We start from the raw sequence: 17,592 nt of genomic DNA, 5'->3' as shown, positions 1-17,592 counted from the left end.
CGCGGCGTGTTGTGGCAGAAAATGGGATGGATCAGGAGAGGAAGTTAACGCCTTGTTTCAGCACCAGATCGCAGGCTTTGGTTTTCACCTGTTTTGCCAGAGAAGAGTTGCCGAGGGTGCTCAGGTTCAGCTGCTGGCCGTTTTGCGCGTTAAGCAGGCCCTGAATGCCGTCCATATAGTTGGTGTCCGCTTTCTGCTCCTGGGTATCCAGACCCAGTTTACCCAGCACCTGGTTTTTCACGTTTTGCGCGTCGGTCACGGAGGCCAGCTTTTGCTTCGCGCAATATTCCAGAATCCCCGCCGCATTGTTCATCGTGCCCGCGCTGAGGCTCTGAGAGCTGTTGCCCAGCAGGCTGGTAAGGGAGGAGGCGGAGAGTCCGCCCTGAGAGCTGCTGCTCTCCTTGGTCAGCTCATTTGCTGCGCTTGACAGGGACTCCTGCCAGGACGCCGCTTGCGCCGCGCCGGTCACCAGCAGCGCGCCTAAAAAGGTGCTGATTAGAATCTGTTTTTTCATCATGGCTCTCTCAAAAAGGTCCGTTTTGGGCCGAAGGGGTTCCAGTATATACCTATGCCCTGGCGGCGATTCCTGGAACTGTCTTAATACTCTTTGCCGGTAACGCGGCTGCGGTAACTTTCCCAGTCGAAGATGACATAGAGACTGTTACCCAGCTTCATGCGGTCCATGACGCGTTCCCCCAGCAGGCGGGTCATCTCGTCGATATTGTGGTTCGTCAGCATGCCGGTGGGGCGCTTGGACGAGGAGCGGCGATCGACAATCTGGTTGATGATCACTTTTTCATAGCGGGATTCTGTCTGAACGCCAATCTCGTCGATGACCAGCAAATCCACATTGCTCAGATCGTTAAGCAGCTGTTCTTCGCTGGTTTCGCGGTTGCTGAAGGTGTCTTTCATCGCGGACATGATATCGGCCACGGTGATGATAAGAACCGATTTACCCCGCAGAAGCAGCTCGTTGCAGATGGCGGCTGCAAGGTGATTTTTTCCGGTGCCCGGCTTGCCGCTAAAGATGAAGCTGGCGATATTGCCGTCGAATTCATCCACGTACTGACGGGCGGCGGCAAGGGCGTTCATCTGTCCATTGGTTTCGACTTTATAGTTATCGAACGAGCAGTTCTGGTGCAGGGGACGGATACCGGAGCGGTTAAAGGTGCGCTGCATTTTCATCGCCCGGTTTTCCCTGGCGAGCGCGGCGGCGCGGATCTCACCTTGCTCTTTTTGCCACGCCAGCAGCTCTTCACCCGTGGTGAAAGCGGGCTTCACGTTGGCAGGCATCATTTTTTGCAGACGTTTCATCAGGTCGCCGACGTTCTTCATTTCGCACCTCGGAATCCGCTGGGGATCTGTTTATCCGGTTCTGAAAACGCGTTGATATCGCGTTTGGGCTGGCCGTTGTTGCCGGCGCGGGTAATTTGAAGATGACGCGCAAGCTTTTGCTGCCACTGAATGTGGGTGAAGACTTTCCCTTCCGCCTGCCACCAGGCGGTAAACGCGGCGAGCTCTTCGGCGGTGGTCGGTTGGGTTAACGCAATGCCCCAAAGCGCCGCCTGCCGCTGAAAATCCGCATCTGGCTGCCAGCCCGCGTACAGGGCAAATTTTCCCATCGGAACGGTCACGGGGACGTTGACCGGCTCATCAAAGAACTGGTTGTCCAGCGCGACATCGCTCGCCGGGCGTGACAGTTGCGCTTCGATCTCCAGAAGCTGTGCCAGGCGTTCCGGCGTGATTGCGTAAAACGCCGGCGCGTTGTCGGCAAAAACCGCAACCGTGCCGCCTTCGGCGTGGGTCAACACACCGCGTGGGTCGCGCATAAAGGCATCAATGCCAGCAATGCTGGTGGTCAGAATTCTGGAGGACATAGCGCTTACTCTACTGATTACTACGGGCGTGATATGGGCTTATGGTAGCACAGAGAGAGGAAAGGGAAGGAGGGGATTTCCCCGGTGGCGCTGCGCTTACCGGGGCTACGGTCGTAGGCCTGATAAGCGCAGCGCCATCAGGTATTTATCACGCGATGATGTTCAGGGTCACGTCGATGTTGCCGCGGGTCGCGTTAGAGTACGGGCAAACAATGTGCGCCGCGTCGACCAGCTTTTTGGCTTCCGCGGGATCCATACCCTCAACGTGGATGTTCAGTTTCGCTTCGATACCAAAACCGGTTGGCAGCGGGCCAATACCCACTTCGCCTTCAATAAAGGCCTCTTTTGGCAGGGCAAATTTGTCGCGCGCCGCCACAAACTTCATCGCGCCAAGGAAGCAGGCAGAGTAGCCGGCAGCAAACAGCTGCTCAGGGTTCGTCACTTCTCCCCCCATGCCGCCCATCTCTTTTGGCACGCCCAGTTTTACGTCCAGTACGCCATCGGAAGAGGTGGCACGACCGTCACGGCCACCGGTTGCTTTGGCTTTGGCGGTATAAACGACTTTTTCTAAAGACATGGCAGGTTCCTCATCTTGCTTTAATGTGTGCTATTAAATAGCGTGCGATATATATGGGTAATAATTACGCGTAAAGTATAGCCTTACGCGCGGTGTAGCTGTTGTCGCAAAAGTTCGAGCTGCTGTTTGAGCGCCAGCAGGGTGTCGGTATCACACTGCGCTGCGCAACCCACAGCATGGGGGATACCCAATGCCTGCTGCTGCAGTTCACGTCCCGCTTCGCTCAGGGTAACGGCGACCTGACGTTCGTCTTTGCGGGAACGGTGACGGTTGATTAACCCGGCACTTTCCAGCCGCTTCAAAAGCGGCGTCAGGGTCGCAGAGTCCAGAAACAGCCGCTCGCCGATGTCCGACACCGTCATGTCATCCTGCTCCCACAGCACCAGCATCACCAGGTATTGCGGGTAAGTCAGGTTCAGCGGTGCCAGCAGTTGCCGGTACAGCTTATTAAGCGCCAGATTTGCCGAATAGAGGGCAAAGCAGAGCTGGTTATCCAGCTTGAGCGCAGCGGTTGCGTCGTTCGTTTTCGCGTTCATGAAATGAATATAGATAGTGCACGATTTAATTGCAAGCAATTTTATGGGCAGGTGTAGCGGAGCGCTACCTGAACGGCCATTTTGCGGTAGTGCTGGCGCTGGGCCTGTTCGTCCGCACCGTCTTCAAACAGGAGCGTGAAGGTGTAGCTGTTGGCAACGTAGTGAAAGCTGAAGCTGCTTATCAGGCGGTGAAGATCGCGGGCGTCGACCGTCTGGCTGAAGAGCTGTTTTTCTTTGCCCCGGCGCAGGATCTCCTCCAGCAGGTCGAGCGCGCTGCGGTTGACCTGGCGAAGATAGCTCGACTGCTGCATAAAGCGGCCACGCTGCATGTTTTCCATGCAGATAATCCGGATGTAGTCTGGATGGTCGGCATGATAGTCAAAGGTGGCTTCAACCAGGTCGACCAGCGCTTCAACGGGGGGCATTCCTGCCAGGCTTAGCGCTTTTTCACTGGCGCGAATCTGGGTGTAAACGTGTTCCAGCACCAGGAGATAGAGATTCTCTTTATTTTTAAAATGGTAAACCACCATGCGTTTGGTGGTACCCGCTTTCTCCGCGATTTGCTCCATGCGGGCACCGTTCAATCCATACTCGGCAAAAAGCGCGATGGCGCTCTGAAAAATTTTCTCTTTCAGGCTGGATTCTTCGCCGTGCTCGGGGTGTTCGCTGCCAGGGTTAGCCACATCCTTTCCTTATTTTCACCAAACGGACCAGAAGGATTATCTCCATGGCAGCGAAATAACACAAATATCAAACGCGTGGGCGTTTGCGGTACAGCCACAGTCCGGGGATTGACAGCCCGATAGAGAGCGCGCCGACGATGGACGACGCCTTAAGAAAGTTGCTCAGAAGGAGGATCATCTGGGGCTCGGTGTAGCCAAAATGGCTGATTTTCACCGCGGAAATCATCGCCGTATACGCAGATATGCCCGGGAACATCGGGATCACGGCGGCGACGGTGAACACTTTGGGATGCGCCAGATACCAGCGCGACCACTGGATGCCGATACTGCCGACCAGCATGGACGCCATGAACGTTGACCATTCGATGTTAAAACCCGCGGTCATCATCACCATTCGCGAGCCATGGCCAATCGCGCCCAGCAGCGCACACCACGGCAGCGCGCGTTGCGGAACGTTAAATACCATCGCAAAGCCGACGGCGGGAATGGCGGCCAGAAGCATGTCCTGGGCCAGCGCCAGCAGAAAATCTATCACGCCCATCCGCGTAACCCCCAGAGTGTCATGGCCATAACCACGCCGATGCAGGTCGCCAGCGTCAGCAGGCTGGCGATAGCCCAGCGTGCCAGACCGGTATTAATGTGCCCTTTAAACATGTCGGCGACGGCGTTGATCAACGGAAAGCCCGGGACCAGCAGAAGCACGCTGGCGGCCATGGCAATCGTCGGGGTGTTAGCAAACTGCGGCAGGCGCAGAAGCAGGCCGGAAACCGTGGTGGCGACAAACGCGGTAATGCAGAAGTTAATCTGCGGATGCAACTGCCGGTGCGTCAGCATCTGGCGAACATACATGGCGATACTGCTGGCAAAAAAGGTGACGATCGCACCGTCCCAGCCGCCTTTATTGAGCTTACAAAAGCAGGCGCACGACAGCCCTACCATCAGCACGACAAGCCAGCGCGGATAACGTAACGGCTTAATTTGGTTGAACCGCTTTTCAATTTCATGGAGATCGAGAAGCTTGTGCTCAGCAAGGATCACGATGTGCTGCACTTCGGTCACGACGTGCATGTTAATGCCGCGGTCATGGTTTTTGCGGGTGGAGGTCAGGCACTGACCGTCTTTGATCGTGGTAAGCACAATGGCGTTGGATGAGATCGCGCTTTCAACGCTATCCATACCCAGCGCCACGCCCAGCCGGGTGGAGAGCTCCTCAACCAGCGCGCTTTCCGCGCCGTGCTGGAGCAGAAAAAGACCGCACTGAATACATAGCCGCGTGATAGCACGCTGCGTTGACCGATCTGCCTGCATGTATTGTCCTGAAGAAGATGGAAAGTTGCCGGTTGGCCCATAGTGATTACTTTTAGCACAAAGTGCAGTGCCTCTTGCTGTGGGCCAGATCAAGGTTTATGCAAACAGTTTCCGCCCGTATCGCGAAAGGGGAGTTGGATAAATTTATCAATGCGGTGAATTATTAATATGGAAATATAGAATATTTGTATTTAGTTATTCTAATTTTATATTGTCGTTATTTTAATGGCTCCGCAATTAAATTTATTTGCGCTTTATGAGATATTACCGCTGTTTTAGGCATTTCTTAAACTAAGAACATATCTCATCTTCTGCTTGTATTAATCAGTTTTACACTCAGGGACGAAAATACTCATACATTGATGCGTTTTAACGTGACTCATCAAATGAAGAATGGACACGGAGGGTCTATGTTGTCATTGCATGGTAAGCGCGGCGTGGTCATTAGCCGGATACCCGTGATGCAAAACGGGTTAGGGGGCTTGATGGCACGCCATTTCCCGGATTTTGAATTGACCTATTGCCGCTCACTGCAGGAGCTGACGCTGCTCCAGTTACGGCGCGCGGATGTCATTATTGCCGATGTTTCAGGTGAATACAGGAATCCTCGGGGCACCCTCGAAGAGTATTACGGTTTATTGAATCAATACCGGGACATTCACTGGATCTTTTTAGTTTCGCGGCCGCTTTATCCTATTGCGGTTGAGTTGCTTATGCGCCCGGAAAGTACGTTGCTTTCTGATATGGAGCCCATTGAAGGCGTGGTTAACGCAATTCGGGCTGGTAGCGAGCGGGCAGAGCGGATAAGCCAGACGTTATTAACCCCGGAACCTCAAAGTACGGAGGATGAAGACGAACACGTTATCGCGCTCACGCACTCCGAACGCAAGGTACTGCGTCTGTTAGGTAAAGGATGGGGGATTAACCAAATCGCCACATTGCTCAAGAAGAGCAATAAAACCATCAGCGCGCAGAAAAACAGTGCGATGCGACGGCTGTCTTTACGCAGTAATGCCGATATGTACGCCTGGATCAACAGTACGCAGGGAATGAGAGAGCTGAGTCTGATGTCAGCCTATGGAGAGTTCGAGGAATGGAAAAAACCGATTCAACAAGAAATATCGCCATCGTCGAAAATTGCACGATGAGTGCTGTTGGGCTACAGCATCTTTTTGCGAGGCCCGGCCTGAACCAATATCAGCTGCATCTGTTTAGCGAATTTGACAGCTTTAAGAAAGCGCTTCAGCACGTCAATTTTTTCTCGCTGATCTATTCACTTTCCGATGCGCGAGAGGAACGTCGTAACTGTCTGGCGCACCTGCGGGATCTCGCGTTTACGCATGGTCATATCCAGCGCATTATCCTGGTCGCTGATGAAACGGAAGCACGGTTAATTAGCCATCTTTCGCCGTCACGCCTTCACGGTGTGGTCAGTAAATCGCTGACGCTTGAGCACCTGCAGCAGGAACTCATGGTGTTGTTGAGTGAAACGCTGCGCATCAATGACAATATGATGAATCACTGGTACCGGAGTCAAAACAGAATGTTAAGCCCAACGGAACGGGCAATATTGCGTTATATGTCTTGCGGTTATTCTATTCCTCAAATCGCGGCACAGCTTGAACGCAATATTAAGACCATCCGGGCGCATAAGTTTAATGCGATGGTGAAGCTGGGGGTGAACTCTGACGTCGGGTTGCTCGATGCGGCGGATATTATTACTCACCTTCCGGCAAGAGAACCGCGAAGTTCGGCACTCGGCAAGCCGACCTTTTTATAACCTGCCCGTTGCGCGCCAGACAGGCTCTGGCGCATCCATCAGATGCAAACATCAACCCACTTTGCGGAAGTCAGCTCTGCCATTCTGTCAGGTGAAATACGCACGGCACTGTGAATTGCGCCTGCGGCGGGCAGGACTTCGGCGTACTGCTTTAATGAGATATCGCAGTAAACCGCGAGCGGATTTTCCAGCCCGAACGGGCACACGCCGCCAACGGGATGACCGGTGATTGTCACCACTTCATCACTGCTGAGCATGCGCGCTTTCGCACCAAACGTGTCTTTCAGCTTTTTGTTATCCAGACGCGCATCGCCTTTCGCTACCACCAGAATCACCTCATTTTTAACCTTCAGCGACAAGGTCTTGGCGATTTGTCCCGGTTCAACACGATGGGCGGCAGCAGCCAACGCAACGGTAGCGGTACTCTGGCTAAGTTCAATTACGTCTATATCCGGCGCGTTGTCGGCAAAAAACTGCTGTACAGACTGCAAACTCATTGTTTCCTCCTGACAAATATCCTGCGTAATCTGTCATAAGAATTTATGCTCTGTAAATATCTCTTAAGTAACAAATATCCCGAACGGCTGATTTCTGGATCCTCTTCACATTCACAGAAACCGGTTACAGTAACCGGTTGCAGAGCGTGATGCGTCGATTAATACTGAGTACGTAACGTCCCCTGTATCCAATAATAAGAGCAAATTATGAAACCATTTCGTCTGAGCAGTACCACTGGTACACAAGCCAGCAAGGTTGTGAAGCTGATTTATGGAACAACGTGCGGCGCGAATGTGCCCGTAACAAACGTCTGACAGGAGATCTGCCATGTCTGCCAACCATGCTGCGTTTAACCTGATATTCCGTTTCGTTGAAAATTACGTGAGTCCGATTGCCGGGCGGATCTCTTCCCAGCGTCATGTCATGGCTATTCGTGATGGGTTCATCTCCGCGATGCCATTTATGATTGTGGGTTCATTTTTGTTAGTGTTCGCTTACCCACCTTTTTCGCCTGATACCACCTGGGGGTTCGCCCGCGCCTGGCTGGATATGGCGAAGCAGTTTGAAGGACAGATCCTGACGCCGTTTGATATGACGATGGGCATTATGTCCATTTATATCTGTGCGGCGATTGCCTATAACCTTGGCAAACACTATGTCAAATCGCACCAGTTAGATCCGTTCATGTGTGCCATGCTGTCGCTGATGGCGTTTCTGCTGGTCGCGGCTCCGAAAACCGAAGGCACGCTTCCTGTCGACAGCCTGGGTGGGACGGGGATTTTTACCGCGATTCTGGTGGCGATCTACTGCGTTGAGATGATGCGTTTCCTCAAGGCGCATAACATCGGTATTCGCCTGCCAGACCAGGTTCCTCCGATGATCAAAAACTCTTTTGATCTGCTGATCCCGGTGCTGGTGGTGGTGTTAACGCTCTATCCTCTGAGCCTGGTCATTCAGTCTCAGTTTGGCATGCTGATCCCGCAGGCCATTATGTCGGTCTTTAAACCGCTGGTGTCCGCGGCGGATTCGCTGCCTGCGATCCTGCTGGCCGTGTTGATTGGCCATCTGCTGTGGTTCGCCGGGATCCACGGAGCCGCCATTGTCTCCGGGATGCTGCAGATGTTCTGGCTGACGAACCTGGGCGCTAACCAGACCGCGCTGGCCGCCAGCCAGCCTCTGCCGCATATTTTTATGGAGGCGTTCTGGACGTTCTTTATCGTGATTGGCGGGTCGGGCGCCACGATGGGTCTGGTGATTTGCTATCTGCGTAGCCGTTCAGCGCATTTACGCTCTATCGGGCGTTTGAGCGTGGTACCCAGCTTCTTTAACATCAACGAACCCGTCATTTTCGGTACGCCGATTGTGATGAACCCGGTGTTCTTTATTCCGTTCCTGCTGGCACCGATGGTAAATGCCGTGCTGGCCTGGGCAGCGATGACGTTTGACCTGATTGGCCGCGTCATCTCAGTGGTCCCCTGGACGGCACCGGCACCGATAGGCGCAGCGTGGGCTCTGGGCTGGGATTTCCGCGCGGCTATTCTGGTTGTGGTTCTGGCCTGCGTATCGGCAATCATCTACTACCCGTTCTTCAAAGTGTACGAGAAGCAGCTGCTGGAGCAGGAAGCGGAAGAAGCGCAGCGTAACGCGGAAGAGGACAATCAGCAGGTGGCATAGGTAAAAGTAAAACGGCAACGCAGGTTGCCGTTTTTAGTGTTTGTTCCCTCTCCCTGTGGGAGAGGGGCAGGGTGAGGGCATTAGGCCGGGCCTGTTTTTGTAGGCCCGGTAAGCGAAGCGCCACCGGGCAATTCACTGCACTACTTCAGCGTGCAATCCCCGCACTGCTTAACGTCCGGCAGGCGGTAGCGCTGGCAGCAGGTGCGGCGAACCAGAAGACCATCACGGAGTACGACGGTACGGAATAACGGGTTGTCACGGCCATCGGAAAGCTGTTTTGCAAAGAAACAGGACTGACGCAGGGTGTCAACGTTCTCATCACCAAGCAGAGGCTTCATTTCCGTTAAATACCAGTGGATTAAATAGCCCGTATTGCTCCAGATAAGCTTCCCATTAATCTCTCCCGTCGCTTCAAGCGCTTCCACCACCGGGATCAGGGCCTGCGTGATAAGCTGCTCCATACGTTCCTGAGCCGTCAGGCGTTCCGCGTTCTGGTCTTCGTGAAGATCGATCCAGAAGCAGGCTGCGCGCCCGGTTTCGTGAAACTCGACGTGGAAATTATCCGGCGAGAGTTCCAGCATGCTCTTTTGCGTTAACAGCGCCAGCATGAGGGGAGGCACCATCAGCCCGATATACCACTGCGCCCAGAGTGAGAGCAGAGGTTTATTTTCCCGCGTAAGGGTGGGCTGATTGCGATAGATATGGTCGGAATAGGTGGCCAGCAGCGATTGCAGTTTTGCCGGCTGGCGCCACTCTGCGAGCGTCATTGCATTGTTCGGGTGCGCTTCATCAAGCCGGATAAAGTCCAGCAGGTGGGCGCGCGTCTCCGCAATCTTATCCCGTATGGCATCCGCAAGCGAAGCATTCCCTCTGGTGAGGGGCGCTCGCCAGAGGAGGGGTTCGACGATGTGTGCGGTATGCGTGGTCATAGTATAGATAGAAATCTAAATGATAATGATTGCCAATCCTAACTATTGCTCATACCAATGGCAAGACTTTTGTCCTGGTGACATCGCCGTGATGTTTACGCCGTCTGCAGCTCTTCGCTCAACAGAATGTTATTGCGCCCCATATGCTTTGCTTCGTAGAGGGCTTTGTCCGCTTTTTCCAGCGCGCCTTCCACGTCTTCATCCTCGAAAATGGCAATACCAATGCTGATGGTGACGTTTGTCGCGACGCTCTCGTTAAACAGATGCGGGATTTTCAAATCGTAGACTTTCTGACGGATCCGCTCGGCCGTCTGGCGAGCATGCTCGAGTGAAATATTGGTCAGCAGCACCATAAACTCTTCCCCGCCAAAACGCGCCACAATATCGCGAGAACGCACGGCGTCGCGGATTGCCGCAGAGACGCGCTTCAGCGCCTGGTCGCCCATCATATGGCCATAATGGTCGTTATAGGCTTTGAAGTGGTCGATATCCATCAGCAGGACAAAGTGCTCGCCATTTTCTACCGTCGGCAGGTTCTCCAGACGGCTTTGCAGGCCGCGACGATTATAGAGCCCGGTAAGCGGGTCCATCATGCTGAGATCGGTAAGAGTTTCTCGCTCTTCCAGCAGTCGAGAGAGCAATTCCTGAGCGAAACGATCGTTGCGTCTTTGCAAAATGTTATGAATAGCGATTGCCACCACAGGAAGTGCGAAGGAATAGGTCATTCTCAGCCATATATCGTGATCGCTTAGCCACAGGCAGACAATAAAGGTGGGCAATGAGTGCAGCGTAAATGCTTTGATATTACTGGCGAATGCCAGCGTTCCGATAAAAAGCACCGTTAACAGGGCAATTAACAAATACGTCGCATGGTCGTGGGAAATTAAGGCGAATTTCGACACAATTTGCCAGGCCCATAAAATACCGAAGATCCCTGAAACGACAGGAATATTTATCTTCCGCGCGCGCTTTCTCCAGTGCCAGACGAACAGCCCTGTGCTGATGGAGAAAATAGCTATAAGCGGGGCAGATAACAGGCGTACGGAATTGAGCGGGTTTGTTACCGAGAACACTGCCGAGGTCGCGTTCAGAAATAAAAACAAACGTAACGACAATTGATATTTTCTGTGAACCAAAGACCGCCAGGATTGTGATGTCATAGTCGTGCGTTTTTATTAATATTTAATTAAAACAAATAAGTAGGTGTTGTTTCGCAATAAAATATGCAAAAAACTCAAAGAGTAATTATCAGAAAATCTTTAGATGTTGTTAACAGGTGTGCAATTTATCACCTTAGGCAATTCCTGTCATTACGCGAAAGGTAAAGGTCGATGGATTTTGATTCATTCAGCTGACAAATGATAATCTCTGTCATATGATATTGGTTATCATTATCGTTGTGAGAGGGCAGATCATGTTGAACAGGGCGCTGGGAAGTGGTTGGGGGGTATTGCTACCGGGAGCCATTCTCGGCGGTTTGATGTTTGCCGATCTCTCCCTTGATACCTGGAAAGCGATCATTGTGTCGGGTCTGTTAGTCACGTCAGGCATGATCTGGCATAAGCAGCTTCGCCACTTTGTTTTACTGCCATCCTGTGTAGCACTGGTCAGTGGAATTCTGGTGATACTGATGAGTTTGAAATAACAGGGAAAACAAGAGGAACTTCAGAAGGGATGTAAGATAATTGGTGCGAGGGGGGGGACTCGAACCCCCACATCCTAAGGACACTAACACCTGAAGCTAGCGCGTCTACCAATTCCGCCACCTTCGCACAGTCATCTTACTATTGTTGATATCGCCTCGTTGGTGCGAGGGGGGGGACTCGAACCCCCACATCCGTAAGGACACTAACACCTGAAGCTAGCGCGTCTACCAATTCCGCCACCTTCGCCCAGTGCGAGCAATATCATTGTGATTTATGGTGCGAGGGGGGGGACTCGAACCCCCACATCCGTAAGGACACTAACACCTGAAGCTAGCGCGTCTACCAATTCCGCCACCTTCGCATACCATCGATACTTTAAAAGTATCGTAACCACGGAGGCGCATTCTAGATGTTTTCAGCTTTACGTCAACTGAAAAGTGCTCACCTTTTATTGATTGCTGCAAAAATGGCCGGAACGGAGACGCCTGCTTGCCGGATGGTGATTGCGCTTATCCGGCAAGCAGGAGTGGAGATTACTTTTTGGCCTGACGCGTCATCACGGTACGGTAGACCTTAAAGCGGCCGGTCTGGGCGATCACTTCGTGGAAGCCGAAGGTTTCGTCGAGCACTTTCGGGTACGCCAGGAAGGCGTTTGCGACAATACGCAGCTCGCCGCCGCTGTTAAGATGACGGGTTGCGCCACGGATCAGCGTTTGTGCCGCTTCAAGGCTGGTTTCCATACCGTCGTGGAACGGCGGGTTGGAGATAATCATGTCGAAGCGACCGGTGACGTCAGAGAAGACGTTGCTGGCAATCACCTCGCCTTCAATGCCGTTTGCGGCAAGCGTTGCGCGGCTGGCTTCTACCGCCGGGGCGCTCACGTCACACAGGGTTAAACGCACTTTTGGTGAATGGCTGGCGAGCACGGTAGAGAGCACGCCAGCGCCGCAGCCCACGTCCAGCACTTTGCCTTTGGTGTGCGGCGTCAGGGTGGAGAGCAGCAGCTTGCTGCCCGTATCCAGCGCGTCACGGCTGAACACGCCCGGCAGGGTTTTGATGGTCAGGCCGTCAAGCTGGTACTCGTCCCAGTAAGCCTGTGGATCAAACGTTGTCTGTTTTTCCAGACGGCCATGGTACAGACCACAGCGGCGAGCGCTGTCGACTTTGTTCAGCGGGGCGTATGCTTCCAGCATCTGTTCAGCGCTGCGCACGCCGCTGCGGTTCTCACCCACCACGAAAATATCGCAGCCGACCGGCAGCAGGGAGAGCAGGTTCATCAGCTGGAACTGGGCTTCCGGTTTGTTCTTCGGCCAGTAGTAAATCAGCGTATCGCAGTCGGCGATATCGCTCTGCTCCGCCACCAGGCTAAAGCGCGCGCGCTCGCCCATCTGGCGGCTTAGCACCTGCCAGTGGTGGTAGTATTGGGTGTGGGCACGGCTTTCAGCACAGTCGAAACGCGCAGGCAGGTCATCCTGCATATCTCCGGCAAACAGAATACGGCTTTCTTCGAAATCATCACTGTGACGCAGCAAGACTTCACTTGCCGGGGTAAATGCAGACATGAATTGTTCCTCAATAAACTCAGGCGGGGATTATAGTAGGTAGATGGCGCACTTTCGACACATTTGCTATATTTGCGCGCCTGAGAGACAGGAGTTTTCCCTATGACATCCCGACGAGACTGGCAGTTGCAGCAGCTGGGCATTACCCAGTGGGCTTTGCGTCGCCCGACGGCGTTGCAGGGCGAAATCGCCATTTCCATCCCTGCGCACGTACGCCTGGTGATGGTGGCGGAAGAACTGCCTGCCCTGAATGAACCCCTGATCGATGATGTCCTTCGCAGCCTGAAGATGACGGCCGACCAGGTTTTACAGCTGACGCCAGAGCGAGTCGCGATGCTTCCTCCTGATAGCCGCTGTAACAGCTGGCGTATCGGAGAGACAAACGAGATCCCCCTCCAGGGGAGCCAGATCTCCACGCCAGCGCTGGACGAACTGAAAGCCAACCCAAAAGCGCGCAGCGCGCTATGGCAACAAATCTGCGAATATGAACACGATTTCTTCCCTCACGACGACTGACCTGACCACCGCGTTTGCGATTGAAACACGCGCCCACGCCTTTCCGTGGAGCGAAAAAACCTTCGCCAGCAATCAGGGCGAACGGTATCTGAACTACCGACTGGACGTTGACGGCACCATGGCCGCCTTCGCGATCACGCAGGTTGTTCTTGATGAAGCGACGCTGTTTAATATCGCGGTTGATCCCGCGTTCCAGCGCCGTGGGCTGGGAAGAGAACTGCTCGAGCACCTCATCCGTGAGCTCGAAACCCGTGACGTTTTCACCCTGTGGCTGGAGGTGCGCGCGTCGAATGTCGCCGCCATCGCGCTCTATGAAAGCTTAGGCTTTAACGAGGCGACAATCCGCCGTAACTACTACCCCACCGCAGAGGGACGTGAAGACGCCATCATAATGGCTCTGCCGATTGGATAATAAAAAATAAGGTTGTAACGATGAAATGGGACTGGATTTTCTTTGATGCCGACGAAACGCTGTTTACGTTCGATTCGTTCGGCGGCCTGCAGCGGATGTTTCTCGACTATAGCGTGACCTTCACCGCTGAAGATTTTCAGGACTATCAGGCGGTAAACAAGCCGCTGTGGGTGGATTACCAGAACGGTGCCATCACCGCGTTACAGCTTCAGCATCAGCGCTTTGACGTTTGGGCGGAACGCTTAAAGGTCAGTCCGGGGACGCTAAACGAGGCGTTCCTGAACGCGATGGCCGATATCTGTGCGCCACTGCCGGGCGCGGTTTCCCTGCTGAATGCGTTGAAAGGCAAGGTGAAGCTGGGGATCATCACCAACGGTTTTACCGCCCTGCAGCAGATCCGCCTTGAGCGCACCGGCCTGCGCGATCATTTCGACGCGCTGGTGATCTCCGAAGAGGTGGGTGTACCTAAACCGGATCCGCGTATTTTCGATTATGCGCTGTCGCAGGCCGGTAATCCTGACCGCGATCGCGTACTGATGGTGGGTGATACGGCAGAGTCAGATATCCTGGGCGGCATGAATGCCGGTCTGTCGACCGTCTGGCTCAATGCGCATAGCCGCGTGAAGCCTGAAGGCATCGAGCCGACCTGGACCGTAACATCGTTGAACGAACTGGAGCAACTCCTGTGTAAACAATGATTGCCTGCCCCCCATTGATGGGTAAAATAGCCGCAATTTTGTATTCCATGATGCGTGGCGTGCTGCCGCGCTTATAAAAGAAGATTTAATTATGACGTTGTCTCCTTATCTGCAAGAGGTGGCCAAGCGCCGCACTTTTGCCATTATCTCGCACCCGGATGCCGGTAAAACGACCATCACCGAGAAGGTGTTGCTGTTCGGACAGGCGATCCAGACTGCGGGTACCGTTAAAGGCCGTGGCTCCAGCCAGCATGCAAAATCTGACTGGATGGAGATGGAAAAGCAGCGTGGTATTTCGATTACCACCTCCGTGATGCAGTTCCCGTATCACGACTGCCTGGTGAACCTGCTGGACACCCCGGGCCACGAAGACTTCTCCGAAGATACCTACCGTACCCTGACGGCGGTGGACTGCTGTCTGATGGTGATCGACGCCGCGAAAGGTGTAGAAGACCGGACCCGTAAGCTGATGGAAGTTACCCGTCTGCGCGATACGCCGATCCTCACCTTCATGAACAAACTCGACCGTGACATCCGTGACCCGATGGAAGTGATGGACGAAGTGGAAAGCGAGCTGAAAATCGCCTGTGCGCCAATCACCTGGCCAATTGGCTGCGGTAAGCTGTTCAAAGGGGTGTATCACCTCTATAAAGACGAAACCTACCTGTATCAGACCGGTAAAGGCCACACCATTCAGGAAGTTCGCGTGGTGAAAGGTCTGGATAACCCTGAGCTGGACGTGGCAGTCGGCGAAGAGCTGGCCGCGCAGCTGCGCGACGAGCTGGAGCTGGTGAAGGGTGCGTCTCACGAGTTCGACAAAGAGCTGTTCCTGAGCGGTGAAATCACCCCGGTCTTCTTCGGTACCGCGCTGGGTAACTTCGGCGTTGACCACATGCTGGACGGTCTGGTGGAGTGGGCGCCACGCCCGATGCCGCGTAAAACCGACACCCGTGAAGTGGAAGCAAAAGAAGAGAAATTCACCGGATTCGTCTTCAAAATTCAGGCCAACATGGACCCGAAACACCGCGACCGCGTGGCCTTTATGCGCGTGGTGTCCGGTAAGTATGAAAAGGGCATGAAGCTGCGCCAGGTGCGTACCGGTAAAGACGTGGTGATTTCCGACGCGCTGACCTTTATGGCGGGCGACCGTTCGCACGTTGAAGAGGCGTATCCGGGCGACATCATCGGTCTGCACAACCACGGCACTATTCAGATCGGCGATACCTTCACCCAGGGTGAAATGATGAAGTTCACCGGTATTCCGAACTTCGCACCGGAGCTGTTCCGTCGTATCCGTCTGCGCGATCCGCTGAAGCAGAAACAGCTGCTGAAAGGCCTGGTTCAGCTCTCCGAGGAGGGCGCCGTGCAGGTGTTCCGCCCAATCGCGAACAACGATCTGATCGTTGGTGCAGTCGGCGTGCTGCAGTTCGACGTGGTTGTTGCCCGTCTGAAGAGCGAGTACAACGTGGAAGCGATTTACGAGTCTGTGAACGTCGCGACCGCGCGCTGGGTTGAGTGTTCTGACGTGAAGAAATTCGAAGAATTTAAGCGTAAGAACGAAATTCAGCTGGCGCTGGATGGCGGCGATAACCTGACCTATATCGCACCAACCATGGTGAACCTGAACCTGACCCAGGAACGTTATCCTGACGTTCAGTTCCGTAAAACCCGCGAGCACTAATCCCCTCTCAGAGCACGGCTGCCGCCGTGCTCTTCTTTAATTCCTGTCTTATTAATCCCTTGCGGAATGTTCTTAATTCAACGCAATTTCACGCTATTCGAGCGTTTTTTACCCAATTCTGAAAGCGGCTCTGTGAGAGTGATCTATATTTAACTCAGTGTTTAACACCGGGCGTGGATAAATTAACTGTTCAATGCATGACTTTAGGTTGTCCATTTTGCCCGCGTGTTTATTCGCAATATATAAAACTACTAAGGAAGTATGTAGCCCGAATAACGGGTCAACACAGGAATAGATCGATGAATATGACAAGACTGAAGATTTCGAAAACTCTGCTGGCTGTAACCCTGGGTAGCGTTCTGGTGAGCGGTTCCGCCCTGGCGGAAAGCACCACCATGGATAAAGCACAGTCCACTGCCGATACCGCAGGGCAAAAAATCGATAGCTCTATGAATAAAGTCGGCAACTTCATGGATGACAGCTCAATCACAGCAAAAGTGAAAGCCGCACTGGTGGATGATGAATCCATCAAAAGCACCGATATTTCCGTTAAGACCGACAAGAAAGTGGTCACGCTGAGCGGCTTCGTGGAAAGCCAGGCTCAGGCCGAACAGGCGGTGAAAGTGGCGAAGGGCGTCGAAGGTGTTGCCTCCGTCAGCGATAAGCTGCACGTACGTGACGGCAAAAACGCGTCGGTGAAAGGTTATGCCGGTGATGCCGCTACCACCAGCGAAATCAAAGCTAAACTTTTAGCAGATGACATCGTGCCGTCCCGTAAGGTGAAAGTGGAAACCACCGATGGTGTGGTTCAGCTTTCCGGTACGGTAGATTCGCAGGCGCAAAGTGAACGCGCCGAGTCCATCGCGAAAGCGATTGACGGTGTGAAAAGCGTTAAAAACGATCTGAAAACGAAGTAAATCTGGACCATTCGCCCGTCTGGCTAACACCTGCGGGCGAAATAAGAACGACTCTGGAAGAACGCCGGTGAGTGACCTGAGCGCTCACGTTTAGCGGCCGACATTAACTATGGTAAAGGAGAAGCTTATGTTTCGTTGGGGCATTATATTTCTGGTTATCGCGTTAATTGCCGCCGCATTGGGCTTTGGTGGACTGGCAGGTACAGCGGCATGGGCAGCTAAAATTGTCTTCGTTGTGGGTATTATTCTGTTCCTGGTCAGCCTGTTTACGGGTCGTAGACGTCCGTAGCAAACGCAA

The 17,592-nt window shown here is 53.5% G+C and carries 22 protein-coding genes and 3 tRNA genes; 10 read left to right on the top strand and 15 right to left on the bottom strand.

The genetic code is table 11. The annotated features are described in order from the left end of the window. Positions 1 to 31 precede the first annotated feature (31 nt). The 8 genes from KIF87_RS18065 to KIF87_RS18030 form a co-directional block, all read right to left on the bottom strand. A complete protein-coding gene (locus KIF87_RS18065; RefSeq protein WP_121425077.1) occupies positions 32 to 514 on the bottom strand; it encodes a YjjA family protein in 483 nt (160 codons plus the stop codon). Positions 515 to 597: 83 nt separating this feature from the next. Further along, the gene (gene dnaC / locus KIF87_RS18060) at positions 598 to 1,335 is read right to left on the bottom strand and encodes a replicative helicase loader DnaC (RefSeq protein WP_023334409.1); all 738 of its coding nucleotides are present in this window, start codon (positions 1,333 to 1,335) and stop codon (positions 598 to 600) included. Continuing rightward, positions 1,332 to 1,877, bottom strand: coding sequence for a primosomal protein DnaT (gene dnaT / locus KIF87_RS18055; RefSeq protein WP_213329927.1), 546 nt, complete (start codon positions 1,875 to 1,877; stop codon positions 1,332 to 1,334). The genes dnaC and dnaT overlap by 4 nt, the downstream gene beginning before the upstream one ends. A gap of 148 nt (positions 1,878 to 2,025) precedes the next feature. Further along, positions 2,026 to 2,454, bottom strand: a complete 429-nt coding sequence (locus tag KIF87_RS18050) for an organic hydroperoxide resistance protein (protein WP_010427173.1) — start codon at positions 2,452 to 2,454, stop codon at positions 2,026 to 2,028. Between the two features lie 83 nt (positions 2,455 to 2,537). After that, positions 2,538 to 2,990, bottom strand: a complete 453-nt coding sequence (locus KIF87_RS18045; protein ID WP_023293337.1) for a MarR family winged helix-turn-helix transcriptional regulator — start codon at positions 2,988 to 2,990, stop codon at positions 2,538 to 2,540. Positions 2,991 to 3,031: 41 nt separating this feature from the next. Further along, the gene (locus tag KIF87_RS18040; protein ID WP_023334413.1) at positions 3,032 to 3,673 is read right to left on the bottom strand and encodes a TetR/AcrR family transcriptional regulator; all 642 of its coding nucleotides are present in this window, start codon (positions 3,671 to 3,673) and stop codon (positions 3,032 to 3,034) included. Between the two features lie 67 nt (positions 3,674 to 3,740). Continuing rightward, positions 3,741 to 4,214 (bottom strand): threonine/serine exporter, encoded by a 474-nt coding sequence (locus KIF87_RS18035; RefSeq protein ID WP_020885295.1) that lies wholly within the window; start codon positions 4,212 to 4,214, stop codon positions 3,741 to 3,743. Continuing rightward, the gene (locus tag KIF87_RS18030) at positions 4,205 to 4,981 is read right to left on the bottom strand and encodes a threonine/serine exporter family protein (protein ID WP_121424960.1); all 777 of its coding nucleotides are present in this window, start codon (positions 4,979 to 4,981) and stop codon (positions 4,205 to 4,207) included. The genes KIF87_RS18035 and KIF87_RS18030 overlap by 10 nt, the downstream gene beginning before the upstream one ends. Before the next feature lie 410 nt (positions 4,982 to 5,391). On the opposite strand from KIF87_RS18030, the gene KIF87_RS18025 reads away from it, so the two are divergent. After that, positions 5,392 to 6,129, top strand: coding sequence for a helix-turn-helix transcriptional regulator (locus tag KIF87_RS18025; RefSeq protein ID WP_213329925.1), 738 nt, complete (start codon positions 5,392 to 5,394; stop codon positions 6,127 to 6,129). Beyond that, on the top strand, positions 6,126 to 6,761 hold the full coding sequence (gene bglJ / locus KIF87_RS18020) for a DNA-binding transcriptional activator BglJ (RefSeq protein WP_213329950.1): 636 nt from the start codon (positions 6,126 to 6,128) through the stop codon (positions 6,759 to 6,761). Before KIF87_RS18025 ends, bglJ begins: the two co-directional genes overlap by 4 nt. Positions 6,762 to 6,799: 38 nt before the next feature. Here the strand turns inward: bglJ and KIF87_RS18015 are convergent, their stop codons facing one another. After that, positions 6,800 to 7,258, bottom strand: a complete 459-nt coding sequence (locus tag KIF87_RS18015) for a YbaK/EbsC family protein (protein WP_008502085.1) — start codon at positions 7,256 to 7,258, stop codon at positions 6,800 to 6,802. A gap of 328 nt (positions 7,259 to 7,586) precedes the next feature. On the opposite strand from KIF87_RS18015, the gene KIF87_RS18010 reads away from it, so the two are divergent. Continuing rightward, entirely contained in the window at positions 7,587 to 8,933 is a 1,347-nt protein-coding gene (locus KIF87_RS18010) for a PTS sugar transporter subunit IIC (RefSeq protein ID WP_213329924.1), read from the top strand. 140 nt (positions 8,934 to 9,073) lie between these two features. On the opposite strand, the gene fhuF is transcribed toward KIF87_RS18010, so the two are convergent. Together fhuF and KIF87_RS18000 are read right to left on the bottom strand one after the other, a co-directional pair. Beyond that, a complete protein-coding gene (gene fhuF, locus KIF87_RS18005; protein ID WP_213329922.1) occupies positions 9,074 to 9,862 on the bottom strand; it encodes a siderophore-iron reductase FhuF in 789 nt (262 codons plus the stop codon). Between the two features lie 95 nt (positions 9,863 to 9,957). Further along, complete coding sequence (locus KIF87_RS18000) at positions 9,958 to 11,022, bottom strand: GGDEF domain-containing protein (protein ID WP_213329920.1); 1,065 nt, start codon at positions 11,020 to 11,022, stop codon at positions 9,958 to 9,960. Between the two features lie 215 nt (positions 11,023 to 11,237). Here KIF87_RS18000 and KIF87_RS17995 point away from each other — a divergent pair, with 215 nt between their 5' ends. Further along, positions 11,238 to 11,507 (top strand): DUF1435 domain-containing protein, encoded by a 270-nt coding sequence (locus tag KIF87_RS17995; RefSeq protein WP_032660829.1) that lies wholly within the window; start codon positions 11,238 to 11,240, stop codon positions 11,505 to 11,507. A 41-nt stretch (positions 11,508 to 11,548) separates the two neighbouring features. On the opposite strand, the gene KIF87_RS17990 is transcribed toward KIF87_RS17995, so the two are convergent. From KIF87_RS17990 to rsmC, 4 genes are all read right to left on the bottom strand, one after another. Beyond that, positions 11,549 to 11,634, bottom strand: a tRNA-Leu gene (locus KIF87_RS17990). Positions 11,635 to 11,667: 33 nt separating this feature from the next. Beyond that, positions 11,668 to 11,754: transfer RNA gene (locus KIF87_RS17985), tRNA-Leu, on the bottom strand. A 28-nt stretch (positions 11,755 to 11,782) separates the two neighbouring features. Beyond that, positions 11,783 to 11,869: transfer RNA gene (locus KIF87_RS17980), tRNA-Leu, on the bottom strand. A gap of 172 nt (positions 11,870 to 12,041) precedes the next feature. Continuing rightward, entirely contained in the window at positions 12,042 to 13,070 is a 1,029-nt protein-coding gene (gene rsmC, locus KIF87_RS17975) for a 16S rRNA (guanine(1207)-N(2))-methyltransferase RsmC (protein WP_121424966.1), read from the bottom strand. A gap of 102 nt (positions 13,071 to 13,172) precedes the next feature. Between rsmC and KIF87_RS17970 the strand changes: the two genes are divergently transcribed. The 6 genes from KIF87_RS17970 to KIF87_RS17945 all read left to right on the top strand — a co-directional run bounded on the left by KIF87_RS17970 (position 13,173) and on the right by KIF87_RS17945 (position 17,583). Next, complete coding sequence (locus KIF87_RS17970; protein ID WP_063143283.1) at positions 13,173 to 13,586, top strand: DNA polymerase III subunit psi; 414 nt, start codon at positions 13,173 to 13,175, stop codon at positions 13,584 to 13,586. Then, positions 13,555 to 13,998, top strand: coding sequence for a ribosomal protein S18-alanine N-acetyltransferase (gene rimI, locus KIF87_RS17965; RefSeq protein WP_063143284.1), 444 nt, complete (start codon positions 13,555 to 13,557; stop codon positions 13,996 to 13,998). Before KIF87_RS17970 ends, rimI begins: the two co-directional genes overlap by 32 nt. A gap of 20 nt (positions 13,999 to 14,018) precedes the next feature. After that, positions 14,019 to 14,696, top strand: a complete 678-nt coding sequence (yjjG, locus tag KIF87_RS17960; RefSeq protein WP_213329918.1) for a pyrimidine 5'-nucleotidase — start codon at positions 14,019 to 14,021, stop codon at positions 14,694 to 14,696. Positions 14,697 to 14,787: 91 nt separating this feature from the next. Beyond that, a complete protein-coding gene (prfC, locus tag KIF87_RS17955; protein ID WP_032660822.1) occupies positions 14,788 to 16,377 on the top strand; it encodes a peptide chain release factor 3 in 1,590 nt (529 codons plus the stop codon). A gap of 299 nt (positions 16,378 to 16,676) precedes the next feature. Then, complete coding sequence (osmY, locus tag KIF87_RS17950; RefSeq protein WP_032660819.1) at positions 16,677 to 17,294, top strand: molecular chaperone OsmY; 618 nt, start codon at positions 16,677 to 16,679, stop codon at positions 17,292 to 17,294. Positions 17,295 to 17,421: 127 nt separating this feature from the next. Further along, positions 17,422 to 17,583: a DUF1328 domain-containing protein gene (locus KIF87_RS17945; RefSeq protein ID WP_003856556.1), complete on the top strand. Its 162-nt coding sequence runs from the start codon at positions 17,422 to 17,424 to the stop codon at positions 17,581 to 17,583. Positions 17,584 to 17,592 lie beyond the last annotated feature (9 nt).

Source organism: Enterobacter sp. 120016, from assembly GCF_018383635.1.
GTDB lineage: Bacteria > Pseudomonadota > Gammaproteobacteria > Enterobacterales > Enterobacteriaceae > Enterobacter > Enterobacter asburiae_D.
This window is presented reverse-complemented; position numbering and strand designations above follow the sequence as displayed.